The sequence below is a fragment of the Stutzerimonas nitrititolerans genome, from assembly GCF_003696285.1.
In the GTDB taxonomy this organism is placed as follows: Bacteria; Pseudomonadota; Gammaproteobacteria; order Pseudomonadales; family Pseudomonadaceae; genus Stutzerimonas; species Stutzerimonas nitrititolerans.
The window spans coordinates 450,021-466,223 of sequence record NZ_RFFL01000001.1; the positions used below are offsets into that span (position 1 = coordinate 450,021).

The 16,203-nt window shown below is 62.1% G+C and carries 13 protein-coding genes; 8 read left to right on the top strand and 5 right to left on the bottom strand.

Features of this window, described 5'->3' with window-relative positions:
- Positions 1 to 195 precede the first annotated feature (195 nt).
- The 3 genes from EA795_RS02105 (at position 196) to EA795_RS02115 (ending at position 5,481) form a co-directional block, all read left to right on the top strand.
- Positions 196 to 2,001: a phenylacyl-CoA dehydrogenase gene (locus EA795_RS02105; RefSeq protein WP_058074721.1), complete on the top strand. Its 1,806-nt coding sequence runs from the start codon at positions 196 to 198 to the stop codon at positions 1,999 to 2,001.
- 224 nt (positions 2,002 to 2,225) lie between these two features.
- Complete coding sequence (locus EA795_RS02110; protein ID WP_122075259.1) at positions 2,226 to 3,527, top strand: GGDEF domain-containing protein; 1,302 nt, start codon at positions 2,226 to 2,228, stop codon at positions 3,525 to 3,527.
- Positions 3,528 to 3,702: 175 nt separating this feature from the next.
- On the top strand, positions 3,703 to 5,481 hold the full coding sequence (locus EA795_RS02115) for an acyl-CoA dehydrogenase C-terminal domain-containing protein (protein WP_122075261.1): 1,779 nt from the start codon (positions 3,703 to 3,705) through the stop codon (positions 5,479 to 5,481).
- A 378-nt stretch (positions 5,482 to 5,859) separates the two neighbouring features.
- Here EA795_RS02115 and msrA read toward each other — a convergent pair whose 3' ends face one another.
- Both msrA and EA795_RS02125 read right to left on the bottom strand, forming a co-directional pair.
- Positions 5,860 to 6,507 carry a peptide-methionine (S)-S-oxide reductase MsrA gene (gene msrA / locus EA795_RS02120; RefSeq protein ID WP_122075263.1) on the bottom strand — a complete coding sequence of 216 codons (648 nt, stop codon included), beginning with the start codon at positions 6,505 to 6,507 and terminating at the stop codon, positions 5,860 to 5,862.
- Between the two features lie 117 nt (positions 6,508 to 6,624).
- Positions 6,625 to 9,273, bottom strand: a complete 2,649-nt coding sequence (locus EA795_RS02125) for a bifunctional diguanylate cyclase/phosphodiesterase (protein WP_122075300.1) — start codon at positions 9,271 to 9,273, stop codon at positions 6,625 to 6,627.
- Between the two features lie 164 nt (positions 9,274 to 9,437).
- On the opposite strand from EA795_RS02125, the gene EA795_RS02130 reads away from it, so the two are divergent.
- Both EA795_RS02130 and amn read left to right on the top strand, forming a co-directional pair.
- Positions 9,438 to 9,908, top strand: coding sequence for a hypothetical protein (locus tag EA795_RS02130; RefSeq protein WP_122075265.1), 471 nt, complete (start codon positions 9,438 to 9,440; stop codon positions 9,906 to 9,908).
- Between the two features lie 154 nt (positions 9,909 to 10,062).
- The gene (gene amn / locus EA795_RS02135) at positions 10,063 to 11,535 is read left to right on the top strand and encodes an AMP nucleosidase (protein ID WP_014854250.1); all 1,473 of its coding nucleotides are present in this window, start codon (positions 10,063 to 10,065) and stop codon (positions 11,533 to 11,535) included.
- Positions 11,536 to 11,560: 25 nt separating this feature from the next.
- Here amn and EA795_RS02140 read toward each other — a convergent pair whose 3' ends face one another.
- On the bottom strand, positions 11,561 to 12,043 hold the full coding sequence (locus EA795_RS02140) for a GNAT family N-acetyltransferase (protein WP_014854249.1): 483 nt from the start codon (positions 12,041 to 12,043) through the stop codon (positions 11,561 to 11,563).
- 107 nt (positions 12,044 to 12,150) lie between these two features.
- A complete protein-coding gene (locus EA795_RS02145) occupies positions 12,151 to 12,882 on the bottom strand; it encodes a class I SAM-dependent methyltransferase (RefSeq protein WP_122075268.1) in 732 nt (243 codons plus the stop codon).
- A 145-nt stretch (positions 12,883 to 13,027) separates the two neighbouring features.
- Here EA795_RS02145 and EA795_RS02150 point away from each other — a divergent pair, with 145 nt between their 5' ends.
- Together EA795_RS02150 and EA795_RS02155 are read left to right on the top strand one after the other, a co-directional pair.
- On the top strand, positions 13,028 to 13,900 hold the full coding sequence (locus EA795_RS02150) for a DMT family transporter (RefSeq protein ID WP_122075270.1): 873 nt from the start codon (positions 13,028 to 13,030) through the stop codon (positions 13,898 to 13,900).
- A gap of 73 nt (positions 13,901 to 13,973) precedes the next feature.
- Positions 13,974 to 14,837: an isocitrate lyase/PEP mutase family protein gene (locus tag EA795_RS02155; protein ID WP_058074727.1), complete on the top strand. Its 864-nt coding sequence runs from the start codon at positions 13,974 to 13,976 to the stop codon at positions 14,835 to 14,837.
- A 9-nt stretch (positions 14,838 to 14,846) separates the two neighbouring features.
- On the opposite strand, the gene EA795_RS02160 is transcribed toward EA795_RS02155, so the two are convergent.
- Positions 14,847 to 15,575 (bottom strand): TorF family putative porin, encoded by a 729-nt coding sequence (locus tag EA795_RS02160; RefSeq protein ID WP_122075272.1) that lies wholly within the window; start codon positions 15,573 to 15,575, stop codon positions 14,847 to 14,849.
- Between the two features lie 284 nt (positions 15,576 to 15,859).
- Here EA795_RS02160 and EA795_RS02165 point away from each other — a divergent pair, with 284 nt between their 5' ends.
- Positions 15,860 to 16,126: a DksA/TraR family C4-type zinc finger protein gene (locus EA795_RS02165; RefSeq protein WP_122075274.1), complete on the top strand. Its 267-nt coding sequence runs from the start codon at positions 15,860 to 15,862 to the stop codon at positions 16,124 to 16,126.
- Positions 16,127 to 16,203 lie beyond the last annotated feature (77 nt).

Genomic DNA, 16,203 nt, shown 5'->3' on the forward strand with positions numbered 1-16,203 from the left:
CTTGCCCTTTCCTTCCAGAACGAAAAGGATACCGATTACGGTGTTCCGGTCACGGCTTGACATCGTCCAGGCCGAAACGTATGTTTCAAACGCCTGTTTGACCTGCGGCGCAACTGCCGGGGTCACGAATCCGATCAAGAGCTGACCGGACAACCGGTCACCTGAACCAAAGAACCCACCGCTGAGGTTTACGCTATGCCCGATTACAAGGCCCCCTTGCGCGATATCCGTTTCGTACGTGACGAGCTGCTCGGCTACGAGGCGCATTATCAGAGCCTTCCGGGTTGTGAAGACGCCACCCCGGACATGGTCAACGCCATCCTCGACGAAGGCGCCAAGTTCTGTGAGCAAGTCATCGCCCCGCTGAACCGTGTAGGCGATCTGGAAGGTTGCACCTGGAGCGAATCCGGTGTGAAGACGCCGACCGGCTTCAAGGAGGCCTATCAGCAGTTCGTCGAGGGCGGCTGGCCGAGCCTGGCCCACGACGTCGAGCATGGCGGCCAGGGCCTGCCGGAATCCCTCGGCATGGCCATCAGCGAGATGGTCGGTGAAGCCAACTGGTCCTGGGGCATGTACCCTGGCCTGTCCCACGGCGCGATGAACACCCTGCATGCCCACGGCACGCCCGAGCAGCAGCAGACCTACCTGACCAAGCTGGTATCCGGCGAGTGGACCGGCACCATGTGCCTGACCGAGCCGCATTGCGGCACGGACCTGGGCATGCTGCGCACCAAGGCCGAGCCTCAGGCCGATGGCAGCTACAAGGTCAGCGGCACCAAGATCTTCATCTCCGCGGGCGAGCATGACATGGCCGACAACATCGTCCATATCGTACTGGCCCGTCTGCCCGATGCGCCGCAAGGCACCAAGGGTATTTCGCTGTTCATCGTGCCGAAGTTCCTGCCGAACGCCGAAGGCGGCGTGGGCGAGCGCAATGGCGTGTCCTGTGGCTCGCTGGAGCACAAGATGGGCATCCACGGCAACGCCACCTGCGTGATGAACTTCGACAGCGCTACCGGTTTCCTGATCGGCCCGCCGAACAAGGGCCTGAACTGCATGTTCACCTTCATGAACACTGCCCGTCTGGGTACCGCCCTGCAGGGCCTGGCCCATGCCGAGATCGGTTTCCAGGGTGGCATCAAGTACGCACGCGAACGTCTGCAGATGCGTTCGCTGACCGGCCCGAAAGCGCCCGAGAAAGCCGCTGACCCGATCATCGTGCATCCGGACGTGCGCCGCATGCTGCTGACCATGAAGGCCTTCGCCGAAGGCAACCGCGCGATGCTCTACTACGCCGCCAAGCAGGTGGACATCGTCCAGCGCAGCCAGGACGAGGAGCAGCGCAAGGCCGCCGACGCCATGCTCGCGTTCCTCACCCCGATCGCCAAGGCGTTCATGACCGAAGTGGGCTTCGAGGCCGCCAACCACGGCGTGCAGATCTACGGTGGCCACGGCTTCATCGCCGAGTGGGGCATGGAGCAGAACGTGCGCGACAGCCGCATCTCCTGCCTGTACGAAGGCACCACTGGCATCCAGGCACTCGACCTGCTGGGCCGCAAGGTGCTGATGACGCAGGGCGAGGCGCTGAAAGGCTTCACCAAGGTGGTGCACAAGTTCTGCCAGGCCAACGAAGGCAACGAGTCGATCAAGCAGTTCGTCGAGCCGCTGGCCAAGCTGAACAAGGAGTGGGGCGATCTGACCATGAAGGTCGGCATGGCTGCCATGAAGAACCGTGAGGAAGTCGGTGCCGCGTCGGTGGATTACCTGATGTACTGCGGTTACGCCTGCCTGGCCTACTTCTGGGCCGACATGGCGCGCCTGGCCTCCGAGAAGATCGCCGCCGGCGAAGACAGCGACGGCTTCTACACCGCCAAGGTGCAGACGGCGCGCTTCTACTTCCAGCGCATCCTGCCGCGTACCCGTGCGCATGTGGAAACCATGCTCTCCGGTGCCGACAACCTGATGGACATGGACGAGGCTCACTTCGAGCTGGCCTATTAAGGCACCCTGACCAGGCGACCGCTGCTTCGGCAGCGGTTCGGGTGGATGACAGAACCTCGCTCCCTGGGCGGGGTTTTGTTTTTTCCGACGGTAATATCGCGCGTGCTTGTGGTAAATCCCGTCCGCGAAAACACGCCGAGTCGCCGTTTTGCCTCCCGTGAGGTGAATGAGTCGCCAAGTGCAGGCAGAATGCCTGCTTTCCACGGTCCATCGTCGGAACCTTCGTGCCTCGTCTGACTGCTGTTCGTTTCAGTCATTTCTACTCCCCCCTGGCTCTGCTGGCCGGTGGGCTGGCGGCTGCCCGGCAGCCAGGCCTCAACGAATTCTTCACGTCGCTGTTCAATGTGCTGCCCACCGTGCTCCTGCTGCTGGGAGCGGCGTTCTGCATCGCCTATGGACGCGTCCGCGAGACCTTCCTGCTGCTGGTGATGTACCTGGCCTATTTTCTGCTCGACACCCAGGCGGACCATTATCGAGCGACCGGCACCCTGTTGCCCGGGGCCGCGCTGACCTTCCACCTGTGCTGCCTGTTGCTGCCGGTTCTCTATGGCCTTTATGGGGCGTGGCGGGAGCGTGCTCACCTGCTGCAGGATGGCGCTGCGCGGCTGGCCGTGCTGTTCGTGGTCTGCGTCGTCGCGCTGGCGCTGGCCAGGCGATTCCCAGAGCAACTGCTCGACTGGTTGACCGAGATCCGTTGGCCGTGGCTGCAGGCGGAGTGGCTGACGCTGATTCAGCTGGTCTACCCGCTGTTCCTGCTGGCCTTCGTGGTGTTGCTGGTGCAGTACATACGTCATCCGCGCCCCGTGCATGCGGCTCAGTTCATCGCCTTGATCGGCCTCTTGCTGATGTTGCCGCAGGTCTTCAGCCGACCCGGTGCACTGAACGTGCTCAGCAGCCTGATGATGCTGATTCTGGTGGTGGCCATCGCTCAGGAGGCCTACCAGATGGCCTTCCGTGACGAACTCACCGGTTTGCCCGGCCGGCGCGCGTTGAACGAGCGTTTGCAGCGACTCGGCCGGCAGTACGTCATCGCCATGGCCGACGTGGATCACTTCAAGGCATTCAACGATACCCATGGCCACGATGTCGGCGATCAGGTGCTGCGGCTGGTGGCGAGCCGGCTGCGCAAGATCGGCGGTGGCGGTCGCGCCTATCGTTACGGTGGCGAGGAGTTCACCCTGGTGTTCTCCGGACGCGACCTGCAGGACTGCCTGCCACATCTCGAAACCGTGCGCCGGGCGGTGGAGGAGTACGTCATGCACCTGCGCGACAAGGCCAACCGGCCCCAGGACGCGCAACAGGGCAAGCGCCGCCGCGGCGGCAGTGGCGCGAATCAGGTTTCGGTGACCATCAGCATCGGCGTGGCTGAGCGGCTGCCGACGCAGCGCCACCCGGACGAGGTGATCAAGGCGGCGGACCAGGCGCTCTACAGCGCCAAGAGTGCGGGACGCAACTGCGTTCGGGCCCACGGGCAGAATCGTCGCGGCGCGGTTCGCACGGTGACGCAGCCCACGGCGGGTGCTTGAAAGCGGCGGGAGTCCTACGTCGGTTTCTTCCACCATCGGGGTGATTGACCTAGGCGAATTCCGGAACTCATTGGTCATAAACAGACGCTTCGGGCGCCAGCTGGTGTTCAGTTAGACTCGAAGGCCTCCCCGCGGCCACCCGGCCGGGTGACATGTTCTTCTGCGAGGTCTTTCCATGGCTGACTACAAAGCACCGCTGCGCGACATGCGTTTTGTCCTGAATGAAGTCTTCGATGCGCCGGCGCTGTGGCAGAGCCTGCCCGCGCTGGCCGAGGTCGTCGACGCGCCGACTGCCGAGGCGATTCTCGAGGAAGCCGGCAAGATCACCGGCAATACCATCGCCCCACTGAACCGTAGCGGCGACGAAGAGGGCTGCCGTTGGGACAATGGCGCGGTCACCACGCCGGCTGGCTATCCCGACGCCTATCGCTTGTACGCCGAGGGTGGCTGGGTGGGTGTCGGTGGCGATCCGGCATACGGCGGCATGGGAATGCCCAAGGCGATTTCTGCCCAGGTCGAGGAGATGATGAACTCGGCCAGCCTGGCTTTCGGCCTGTATCCGATGCTGACGTCCGGCGCCTGCCTGTCCATCTATGCCCATGCCAGCGAAGCGCTCAAGCAGAAGTACTTGCCCAACATGTACAGCGGCATCTGGGCGGGCTCGATGTGTCTGACCGAGCCCCATGCCGGCACCGACCTGGGCATCATCCGCACCAAGGCCGAGCCCCAGGCCGACGGCAGCTACAAGGTCAGCGGTACCAAGATCTTCATCACCGGCGGCGAACACGATCTGACCGAGAACATCATCCACCTGGTGTTGGCCAAGCTGCCCGATGCGCCGGCCGGTTCGCGCGGCATCTCGCTGTTCCTCGTGCCCAAGGTGATGGTCAACGACGACGGTTCGCTGGGCGCGCGCAATTCGCTTTCCTGCGGCTCCATCGAGCACAAGATGGGCATCCAGGCGTCGGCGACCTGCGTGATGAACTTCGACGGCGCCGTCGGCTGGATGGTCGGCGAGCCCAACAAGGGCCTGGCGGCGATGTTCACCATGATGAACTACGAGCGCCTGGGCGTCGGCATCCAGGGCCTGGCCACCGGCGAGCGCTCCTACCAGAGCGCCATCGAATATGCGCGCGAACGCGTGCAGAGCCGTGCGCCGACCGGCCCGGTCGCGAAGGACAAGGTGGCCGATCCGATCATCGTGCATCCGGACGTGCGGCGCATGCTGCTGACCATGAAGGCGTTGAACGAAGGCGGCCGCGCCTTTTCCAGCTATGTCGCGCTGCAGCTGGATGTCGCCAAGTTCAGCGAGGATGGCCAGGCCCGCCAGCGCGCCGAAGCGCTGGTGGCACTGCTGACGCCGGTGGCCAAGGCCTTCCTCACCGACATGGGGCTGGAAACCACGGTGCATGGCCAGCAGATCTTCGGTGGCCACGGTTTCATCCGTGAATGGGGGCAGGAGCAACTGGTGCGGGATTGCCGTATCACCCAGATCTACGAAGGCACCAATGGCATCCAGGCGCTGGACCTGCTGGGACGCAAGGTAGTGGGTAGCGGCGGCGAACTGTATCGGGCTTTCGCCGAGGAGATTCGCAGCTACTGCGCGACGGCCGGAGCGGAACTGGCTGAATTCGTCACGCCATTGAAAGCAGCGCTGGATAACCTCGACGAGCTGACGGCGTGTGTACTGGACAGCGCGAAACGCGACCCCAACGAGATCGGTGCCGCTTCGGTCGAGTATCTGCACGTGTTCGGCTACACCGCCTACGCCTACATGTGGGCGAAGATGGCGGAGGCCGCGCTGGGCAAGGTGAGCGAGGACGATTTCTATGCCAGCAAGCTGGGTACGGCGCGTTTCTACTTCGCACGACTGTTGCCGCGTATCCAGTCGCTGAGTGCTTCGGTAAAAGCTGGCAGCGAGTCGTTGTACTTGCTCGGGGCCGAGCAATTCTGAAGGCCGGCTTAATGCATGCAGGCATATTGAAATTATTTGGCCATGTATGGGAACAATCTCGGTATTAGCCCGGTCATAAATCCGCAACGTGATAGTCAATCACTTACAAGCGAATCAGGGACAGTGCTTGTAAGTGATTGCTTACATGGTGTGGTGCGGTTGGCTGCTACAGGCTTCCGGGCTTGACGAGTAGTCTTTTCGCAACAGGGAACTCGCGTACGGAAGCGCCTATTTCAAGACGGACGTTAACGGAACGACGCCAGGACGGCGAAAGTCACGGATGTCAGGATTCAGTCTGCAAAAGCCCCGCCTCGGCGGGGTTTTCTTTTTCTGCTCGCTCGGCAATCGAGCGAAGGCGGGCTGCTTAATTCCCCCTGCTCATGATGGTAGGCAGACACCGGTGCCGGCGAGACCGCAATAACCGCCCGGATTCTTGGCCAGGTATTGCTGGTGATAAGCCTCGGCGTAATAGAACGCTGGGGTCTCGGCAATTTCAGTGGTTATGGGCCCAAAGCCATGTTCGTCCAACTGCTGCTGGAATCGAGCCTGGCTGGCGCGTGCCTGGGTGAGCTGGTCGCTGTCGAAGCAATAGATGGCGGAGCGGTACTGGGTGCCGGTGTCGTTACCCTGGCGCATGCCTTGGGTCGGGTTGTGCGCTTCCCAGAACAGCTTGAGCAGCGCCGTGTAGGAAATGATCTGCGGGTCGAATACCACCAGCACCGCCTCGGTGTGCCCGGTCAGGCCCGAGCAGACCTCCTCATAGGACGGGTTGGGCGTGAGTCCGCCGGTATAACCGACGGCGGTGGTCCATACACCTTCCTGCTCCCAGAAACGACGCTCTGCGCCCCAGAAGCAGCCCAAGGCAAAAATGGCCTGTTGCAGCCCACTCGGGAAGGGAGGCTGCAGCGGATTGCCGTTGACGTAGTGGGCTTCGGGTACGGCGACGGGTGTGGGGCGGCCCGGCAGGGCCTGATCCGGCTCTGGAAGTGCCTGCTTGTGGACGAGAATTTGCGAGCGCAGGGACATGGCGTGGTACCTCGAGCGTGAAAAGATGTGGGTGGCTCGGTTAGCCAGAGCCTAAGCCTATGCCCTTGCGAGTGACGGGGCCAGAGCATGAGCGGTCGCTCGATAGGGCAAGGCGCCTCAGGCCCAGCGTGGATACCGATTCAGTTCATCTTCCAGCTGCTTGCTGGAAATCGGCTTGTCGAACAGGTAGCCCTGGCCGATATCGCAATGATGCTGGCGCAGGAACGCCAGCTGCTGGGCGGTCTCGATGCCCTCGGCAACGACCTTGAGGCGCAGGTTGCGCGCCATCGCGATCACCGCCGACGTGATTTCCATATCGTCCTGGTTGTCGGGGATGTCCTTGATGAAACTGCGGTCGATCTTGATGACGTCGATGGGGAAGCGCTTCAGGTAGCTCAGCGAGGAATAGCCGGTCCCGAAGTCATCCATCGCCAGCGTGACGCCCAGTGCCTTGAAGCCCAACAGTTGCTGGCGGGTCTCCTCGGTGGCGTCGAGCAGCAGGCTTTCGGTCAGCTCCAGTTCCAGCGAGGCGGGCGGCAGTTTTTCTTCGCGCAGAATCGTGGCGATAGAGGCGACCAGGTCCGGGTCGGAGAACTGCTTGGGCGAAAGGTTGATCGCGACCTGAGGCTGGCCGCGGCCGAGCATGGCGAGCCGAACGCCCATGCGGCAGGCCTCGCGGGCTACCCACTTGCCGATGGGGATGATGAGCCCGGTTTCTTCCGCGACGCCGATGAACTGGTCCGGGCTGATCATGCCCTTTTCCGGATGGTTCCAGCGCACCAGCGCCTCCAGCCCTTGCAGGCGGGCGGTGCGCAGGCAGAGCTTCGGCTGGTAGAAAACTTCCAGCTCGTTCTGCGACAGAGCGCGGCGCAGGTTGTTCTCGACGAACAGCTTGTAGTTGGCTTCGGCGTGCAGTGCTTCGGTGAACACCTGCAGCTGGTTCTTGCCGTTGGCCTTGGCCTTGTGCAACGCCTGGCCGGCATGTTTCATCAATGTTTCGGAATCGTTGCCGTGCATCGGCGAGCAGGCCAGGCCCAGCGAGCCACTGACGTTGATCAACTGGGCGTCGACGAACAGCGGCTTTTCCAGTGTACGCAGGACCTGATCGGCCATGCGCTGGCCTTCCTCGAGGCTCATGCCCTCGAACAGCAGGGCGAATTCGTTGCTGGCGAAGCGTGCCAGCACCGCTTCCTGGTTGAGGCCATTGCGCAGGCGTCGCGCCAGGCTGATGAGCAGTTTGTCGCCGACCTGGTGACCCAGGCTGTCGTTGATCCGCTTGAAGTTGTCGATGTCCACCAGCAACAGGCACAGCTGTGGCTGCGTACCCTTCGCGAAATGTTCCTCGAGGCTGCGAATGAAGAATGGCCGGTTGCCCAGCTTGGTGAGCGTGTCGGTGTAGGCCATCCGCTCGATATGTTGCTGGGCGGCCTTGCTGTGGGTGACGTCTTCGTAGATGCCGATGTAATGCGATAGCTCGCCGTTGTCGGCGAAGACCTTCGAAATCGACAGCTGGCCCCAATAGGGCTCGAGGTTCTTGCGGCGGCTGCGGAATTCGCCCTGCCAGCTGTTGTGCTGTGCCAGGACGGAAGAGGTGTCGAAGAGCAGGTCGGTGAGATTCTCCAGCGCGGCCAGGTCGGCCAGGCGCCGACCGCGAACCTCCTCGGCGGTGAATTGGGTGATCGCGGTGAAGCTCGGGTTGACGTAATCGACGATACCGTCACGGTCCACCAGGACGAAGGCGCTGGCGCTCTGCTCGATGGCGCGCTGGAACAGCTGCAGCGTGTGCGCGGTACTGAGACGCTGCTGGTTGGCCGCCACCTGGGCGTACTGGTCGGCCAACTCGCCGGCGAATGCGACCTCGTCGGTATGCCAGTGCCGTGGCGCGCCGGTGTGCTCGAGGCAGAGCACGCCAGTGACTTCGCCGCCGACCCGGATGGTCGCATCCAGCGTGGCGTGCACGCCGTGAGGACTGAAGAAGGTATCGGCCAGATCGCGGGTGCGCGGGTCTTCCCGAACGTTCTCGACGCTGATGGCGCGACTGCTCTGCAGGGCTTCGATGTACCGGGGGAACGGGGAAATCTTCCGCGCGCTCGGGTATTCGTGGCTGTCGGTGTCGCGGCGGTACGAGGCGACGGCTTCCAGCCATTCGCCGTTCAGCTGCCAGAGAGTGGCGCGAGCCAGACCGTAGGCCTCGCTGGCGGCGCGAGTGATCAACTGGGCCGCTTCCAGTTGCGGATTGACCGAGCCGTAGCGATGCCGTGCCAGACGCACGATCAGGCTCTGCTGCGTTCGGGAGCGGATCAGCTGTTCCAGTTGGCCATCCTTGGATCGTGCATGGGTGAGTGGCGCCTCGGCGGAATGCTCTCCGGTGGAGGGGGATAGCGCAACCAGGTAGCCGCCAATCAGGTCGCGGCCATATTGCTGATATACCTCACCGGTTTCGATCATCTCCAGCGCGCCAATGGCGGTATGCAGGCGGTAGCGGATCGAGTAGTGCCCCTGCCTGGCCAGCTCCGTCTGGATGGTGTCATGCAGATGGTGACGGATTTGCGGCTCCATCAGGCTCGCGTAGGGCGAGTCGACCAGGGAGCACAGCTCATGAGCAGGTTGGCCCAGGTAACGCTCGCAGGCCGGGTCGAGAAACAGCAGCGACCAGCTGGGTTCGTTCAGGCGTTCGAAGCGCAGCATGCCGAGCCGGGATGGCACTGGCAACTGCGTCACAACCTCGGTCGCCAAACGGCTGGCGGCATCGGTATGTATTTTCATCGAATGAACGGCTTCCAGTATGCTGGCTCGGGCGGCCATCGCGTTGAGCGGCGCTTCCAGGCTTAACGAGATGGCTCAATAACATTAACCAGTGGCAAGGGTGCATTATGCAGCGGGCACTGACAAGTCGGCTTTCGGCGTTACTCCTGATCTCGGCGCTGTGCATGGCCAGCACGCAAGTTAGCGCTGGCGAGCCGAACAGCCTGGGCTCCGAAGAGTCGGAGAAATACCTGGCGGATCTCAAGGCGCTCTATCTGACATCCAGCGAGCGAGAAGCACTCATGGCCCACAGCAATGCGTTGCTGGAGACCTATGCCCTGCGCGCCGGATATCAGGTCGGTCGGGCCGATCCGCAGGATATTCGCTATCGTCTCAGCCTGGGTGCGCCTGGCGAATTGCGCATCCGCGAGGAAAGGCGGGGGGCCCGGGAGGAAGTCGCGGTGTTCAACCGCAGCCTGTCGGTGTTCGGCGTGGACCCCTATCTGCAGTATGAATGTCCACCGCAGGGCATCGAATGCACCGTAAACAATCCGGCCGGCGGCGGCACCTGGCTGACCATTGTCCGCGACCCCAAGGGCGCGCAGGAGCTGGCCAAGGCGCTGTCGTTCCTGTTGCGTAACCTGCAGAAGGGATGAGTGGGCGGCAGTCCGGCCTGCGCGAGCAAGATGGTCGCCGCCGCTGTGATCGGCGCGCCTGATATATGTGGGTAGCCGGATTCCACATGCCAGACATGCCTTCGCCATCAAAACGAGGCAAGATGGCCTGAAGCTCTCTGTTCAGGACATTCTCGTGAATACTGCCTCCACCCCCTTTGTCACCGTTGCCACGGCAGAAGAAGCCGTCGATCACCTTGCCAGGATGCACGAGCGCGCCACTTCCTCGCTGAACCAGGCGCTCAAGCGTTACCTGGCGTCGCGTAGCGAGCCGGATGAGGCCGAACGCAGCTTGTTTCGTTATCCGCAGTTGCGATTGACCTACGAATGCCATGGAGAGGTGCCGACCTCGACGCGCGCTTATGCCAAGGTGCAGGCGCCTGGCGTTTACAGCGTGACCGTCACGCATCCGGCGGCCTTTCGCAGCTATCTGCTCGACCAGCTCAAACCGCTGATTCAGGACTTCAACGTGCGCGTGGAAGTAGGGATGAGCGAGCGCAACATTCCCTATCCCTATGTGATCGAGCAGGGCGACGAGTTGGCGGGGGCCGGTGTGACGGCGGCCGAGCTGGCGCGGGTCTTCCCCAGTACGGACCTTTCCGCCGCCACCGATGATATCGCCGACGGCTTGTACGACTGGGAGCACGCCGATCCCTATCCTCTGGCGCTGTTCGATGCCGCACGGGTGGACTTCTCGCTGCGCCGGTTGGTGCATTACACCGGCAGCGACTGGCGCCATGTGCAGCCATGGATACTGCTGACCAACTATCACCGTTACGTCGATCAGTTCATTCGCCACGGTCTCGACATGCTGCGCGACGACACCCGTTTCGTACGCATGGTGCTGCCGGGGAATGTGGTCATCGAGCGCGGGATGGAGGAGGGCGAGGCCCAGGCGATCATCGGCGGGGTGATGTGGCACCGCTACCAGATGCCTGCCTATCACCTGCACGCTGAGGACGGCGATGGCATCACGCTGGTGAACATTGGTGTCGGCCCATCCAACGCGAAGAACATCACCGATCATCTGGCGGTGTTGCGTCCGCATTGCTGGCTGATGATCGGCCATTGCGGTGGCCTGCGGCAGTCGCAGGCGATCGGCGACTACGTACTGGCGCATGCCTATATGCGCCGTGACGGCATTCTCGATCGGGTGCTGCCGCCGAACATTCCGTTGCCGGCGCTGGCCGAGGTGCAGCAAGCACTGCAGGAGTCCGCCGCGCAGGTCACCGGCGAGCAGGGCGAGGCGCTGAAGAAGCGCCTGCGCACCGGCACCGTGCTGACCTACGACGATCGCAACTGGGAATTGCGCTGGGCTCAGGAAAGACCGTTCATCAATCTTTCGCGTGCCGTGGCGGTGGACATGGAAAGCGGCACCATCGCCGCCCAGGGCTACCGCCTGCGGGTACCGTACGGCACGCTGCTGTGTGTGTCGGACAAGCCCCTGCACAGTGAGATCAAGTTGCCCGGCTCGGCCAATGCGTTCTATGAGCGTGCCGTTACCCAGCACCTGAAAATAGGCATCACCGCGCTGGAGCTTTTGCGCAATCAGCTCAACTCGTTGCACTCACGCAAGCTGCGCAGCTTCGACGAGCCGCCGTTCCGCTGACCCGCCGGGGCTTCGTCAGGCGTTCTCAGTGCAGCGCCTGCACCATGTACACCGCAGGGATGCGGTAGCTGGCCAGGTTGCTGACTTGCGGTTGGTCGAGCTGGGTGTGGGCGGCGTAACCGAGCCGGGACCAGAAGGCCTCGGAGTCCTGTACCGAGACAAGGGCCGAGTAGCGCAGTCGATGTGCCTTGGCCTGTTCGAGCTTCTTGCGTACCAATGCCGGACCGATGCCGCGGCCACCTGCGCGTGGTGCGACGGCCAGGTCGTGCAGGTAAAGGCAGTCGGCCTGCTCGTGGCGCTGAAACTCGCCATCCAGTGGCGTCACCTTGCCCACGCGCGAGTGGTAGGCGAACAGGTAGGCGCAAACACCCTCGGCATCTTCGGCGACCCAGGCCAGTTGCGGACATGCCGCGAGACGAGCGCGGATCACCGCTTCGTCTTCCTGCAATTGGGGGGAATAGGCTTCTTGCTGAATGGATAACACGGCAGGAATATCGCGCTCCTGCATCGCTCTCAAGCTGAACATCTGAAAAACAGCACTCAAACGGGACTACGCAGCAACGCCGCGAAAACCGGCGATTATACGTGATGGAGAGTGACCCGACGAGCCTCCGCTCAGCTCCCGCGGAACTGGCAGGTCAGGTAGCGGTTGCTGAAGCCGTGACGAACCATGGAGCCCAGCCGTTTGAAGAGATAGCCGGGATGCTTGAGGTAGTAGCCGAGTACCGCATTGCCGACGCCTTCGGAACGATGTCGTTTGGTCGCGTTGCGGCGGAACAGTCCTTTGAATTGCCACCACTGGATCTGCTCGAAGCCCTGCTGCGGCAGCAGGCCATGGGGCTCGAACAAGGCGAAGAAGCTGCGCTTGCTGAAGTCGTGCAGATGATGGGGATTGCCATCCAGGGTGGGAGTGATCGGCACCGAGGCGATGATCTGCCCGCCTTTGGCCAGCAGTGATGCGCAGTTGTCGATCAGTGCACGGGGCCGCGGCAGGTGCTCGATGGTCTCCAGGCTGACGATGGTGTCGAAACTGCCCGGGGCGCTGAAGGCTTCGGCGTCGGCGCAGATGAAAGAGAGGTTCGGTCGTTGATAGTGGGCCTGGGCAAAGGCGATGGCCGCCGGATCGATATCCACGCCGACGATGACCTTGTCCGGATTCAGTTCAGCCAGCCGGTCGCTACCGTATCCGCAGCCGCAGGCCATATCCAGCACACGTGTGCCGATGAGCCGCGCGGCGGCGAAATCGTAGCGCTCCATATGGATACGCAGGGTTTCGCGATCATCATGATCCTGTGCGTCGAGCTGCTGCGGGTAGATGCGTTCGATGGTGGGCGAGGGAGTCGGCATGGACGATCTTCATGATTCACGAGTGGCGACTATAAAGGCAGCATGGCGTTTTGCCCAATGCCCCCGAGACGGCCTGTCCGCCCTGCCTGACGTTGCGAGTTTTTACAGGCATAATGCGTAGCCTGCTAACCATGTCGAGACCCATTTGGACAATCGTCATCAATCCCTATACGGCGTGTTGCTCATTCTGCTGTCGGGAATACTTCTGGCCAGTCACGACGGGTTGTCCAAGTACCTCACCCAGTTGTACCCCGTGTTCCTGGTGGTCTGGGCGCGCTACCTGGCGCAGGTCGTGTTGATGCTTGGCATGTTCGCGCCTCGCATGGGGCGACGCGTATTCCATACGCTGCGGCCATGGCCGCAGTTGCTGCGTGGTCTGAGCCTGGTGAGCGTGAGCATCATGTTCATCAGCGGCTTGAGGTATATTCCGCTGGCCGAGGCCACGGCCGTCATCTTCCTCACGCCGCTGATGGTTACCGTCGCATCCGCGCTGCTGGGCGAGAGAGTCAGCCATAGCCAGTGGTTGGCGGTCGGCGTCGGCCTGCTTGGCGTGATGATCATCGTTCGGCCAGGCGGCGCGTTGTTCACTCCGGCGGTATTGCTGCCATTCGGCGCGGCGATTTCCTTCACGGTGTATCAGTTGCTGACGCGTCGCCTCAGCGGCACGGATCACCCGGTAACCAGTAACTTCCTATCGAGTCTGGTCGGTTTCCTGGTCATGAGCGTGCTGGTGACCTTCAACTGGCGAACACCGTCGGTGCACGATGCTGTGCTGATGGCATCGCTGGGCCTGATGGCGATGTCGGGGCATCTGGTGCTGACCCAGGCGTTCCGCTACGCCAGCGCCGCCTCCCTGGCGCCGTTCACCTATGGGCAGATCGTGTTCGCCGGTATCGTCGGTTTCATCGCCTTCGGTCATATCCCGGATGTCGAGGCTATCGCGGGAATGACAGTGATCATCGCCAGTGGGCTGTGCATGGCCTACGTGCAGAGCCGGCAGGCCAGCCGCTCGGCCTGATCAAGGGTTTCAATGCTTAATTCGACAGGGGCGTCTCGACCCTTGCGTGCGCGTATCTTTATGGAGAAAAACAATGCAACGACGTTCCCATCATCTCTTGCGCAAGGATTTCCGCCAGCTTCTGGCCTCGGATGCCTGCTATCACACCGCTTCGGTGTTCGATCCAATGTCCGCGCGCATCGCTGCCGATCTCGGTTTCGAGGTGGGGATTCTCGGGGGGTCGGTTGCTTCTCTGCAGGTGCTGGCCGCGCCGGACTTCGCCTTGATCACGCTCAGTGAGTTCGCCGAGCAGGCCACGCGTATCGGCCGGGTCTCGCGTCTGCCGATCATTGCCGACGCCGACCATGGTTATGGCAACGCGCTCAACGTGATGCGCACCGTGATCGAGCTGGAGCGTGCGGGTATCTCGGCGCTGACGATCGAAGATACTTCGCTGCCGGCCAAGTTCGGACGCAAATCCACGGACCTGATCGGCATGTTCGAAGCGGTCGGCAAGATCCGCGCGGCGCTGGAGGCTCGTATCGATCCGGAGTTATGCATCATCGCCCGTACCAACGCCGGCGTGATTGGGATCGAAGAGGTCATCGCCCGGGCGCAGGCTTATCAGAAGGCCGGTGCCGATGGTATCTGCCTGGTCGGCATCGAGGATTTCGAGCAGCTGGAGCAGGTGGCGGCCGGCATCGAGATTCCCCTGATGCTGGTGACCTACGGCAATCCGCGTCTCCGTGACAATGCGCGACTGGCCGCGCTGGGGGTGCGTATCGTGGTCAATGGGCATGCGGCGTACTTCGCGGCGATCAAGGCGACCTATGATTGCCTGCGAGAGCAACGCCAGATCGATGCATCGGACCTGAACGCTTCGCAACTTTCGGTGAAATACTCCACCGCCGAGGAGTACATGGTCTGGGCGGAAGAGTTCATGCAGGTCAAGGAATGATGGTCTCGGTCAGTACAGCTGGCGTTCTGCTCTGAACATCACCAAGGCATCGCATTGGGCATTCTGTCCCGAATAGGCCTCGCACTCGGCGCCTGTCAGGCTTGAGCCGGTATAGGAAAGATCGAGCTGAATGCCGAGCCAGGGGCGGGAGATGTTCAGTGACCAGTCGTTGAACATCTCTATGCTGCGATTGCCGGGAAGATAGTGCGGGTTTTCCAGTGCATAGCTGCCGTACTTCACCTTGACGCCAACCCCGAAGGGCGTAACCGAGCCAAGGTCGAGAAACAGCGTGCTGTCGGTGCGTCCCGGTGCGGCATTCAGCGCCATGCCCAGCCGGCTGCCGGCGAAATTCAGGCCGGCGTAATAACCGTCGCGATCCCGATTTTCCAGCTCTGGAAAGTCATAGTGGATCAGCCCTAGCTCATAGCCGAGCGAATCATCCATCGGTTGCTGTAGAAAGCCGGCATAAGAGTTGACCTGCAATGAGGTGCCGTTGGTGATCCCCGCGCTGGGCGACCACTGGCCGGCGTACCAGCCACTGGCGTGAGTCAAATCCAGCCCGCCGTGGAAGGCGCCCGCAGTGGTGGGCTCGACCAATCCGTGAGCCATGCTGCGAGTGGGCGCGGTGCCGAGCTTGAGATCGAAGTCACCGGCTTCGCGTTCCAGTACCTTGGTCTGCGTGGAGCAGCCTGCCGCCAGGAGAAAGATGGATAGTGGCAGGAGGATTCTCTTGATCATCAGGTCCGTCAGTAATGCGTGAAAGGCGGGGCGCTGATCTCGATCTCGCTTCGATCAGTCTCGTTTGGCTAGTTGGTGACTTCTTTCGAGTCGCGCCGCGCCAAAGAATAGCCATTATGGTGGGTGGATGATGGCCATCTGTCGCTCAAAAGGCTGGCTTGACCGATGGTCACTCCGATGGGCGTCGAAAGGGCTATTCGTGAACCTGCGCGGTCCGGATGATTCAAAGTGAGAGGTCCTGTGGTGTTGTTCATCTGCAGGCTTGGGCGAGGAGGTCACGAACGATGGCTACTGGCTGGGCCAACGAGGGGGCGGTGCAGGAGCAGATCGACAGCACCGTGGAAGATGCGGTTCAGCGTGCACGCAGCAGACTGGGACAAGGCGACAGTCTGATTCACTGCGAGGAGTGCGGCGTCCGTATCCCCGAAGCGCGCCGAAAAGCATTGCAGGGCGTGCGCCTGTGCGTTTCATGCCAGGCAGAGCTCGATAAGCAGGAAGCGAGCTTCAGTGGCTACAATCGTCGCGGAAGCAAGGATAGCCAGTTGCGCTGAACGCCATTGCGGTCTTTTGAAACACCGCGTCCCTTTAGGAAGAGGGTGAAACAAAACTGCAAAATACCGTTGACGTG

Bases quoted from the DNA above. Each gene is read 5' to 3' on its own strand.
- EA795_RS02140 (WP_014854249.1), bottom strand. From the start codon at position 12,043: ATGCAGGAGCGCGATATTCCTGCCGTGTTATCCATTCAGCAAGAAGCC.
- EA795_RS02115 (WP_122075261.1), top strand. From the start codon at position 3,703: ATGGCTGACTACAAAGCACCGCTGCGCGACATGCGTTTTGTCCTGAAT.
- EA795_RS02145 (WP_122075268.1), bottom strand. From the start codon at position 12,882: ATGCCGACTCCCTCGCCCACCATCGAACGCATCTACCCGCAGCAGCTC.
- EA795_RS02165 (WP_122075274.1), top strand. From the start codon at position 15,860: ATGGCTACTGGCTGGGCCAACGAGGGGGCGGTGCAGGAGCAGATCGAC.
- EA795_RS02160 (WP_122075272.1), bottom strand. From the start codon at position 15,575: ATGATCAAGAGAATCCTCCTGCCACTATCCATCTTTCTCCTGGCGGCA.
- EA795_RS02125 (WP_122075300.1), bottom strand. From the start codon at position 9,273: ATGAAAATACATACCGATGCCGCCAGCCGTTTGGCGACCGAGGTTGTG.
- EA795_RS02105 (WP_058074721.1), top strand. From the start codon at position 196: ATGCCCGATTACAAGGCCCCCTTGCGCGATATCCGTTTCGTACGTGAC.
- msrA (WP_122075263.1), bottom strand. From the start codon at position 6,507: ATGTCCCTGCGCTCGCAAATTCTCGTCCACAAGCAGGCACTTCCAGAG.
- EA795_RS02155 (WP_058074727.1), top strand. From the start codon at position 13,974: ATGCAACGACGTTCCCATCATCTCTTGCGCAAGGATTTCCGCCAGCTT.
- EA795_RS02130 (WP_122075265.1), top strand. From the start codon at position 9,438: ATGGCCAGCACGCAAGTTAGCGCTGGCGAGCCGAACAGCCTGGGCTCC.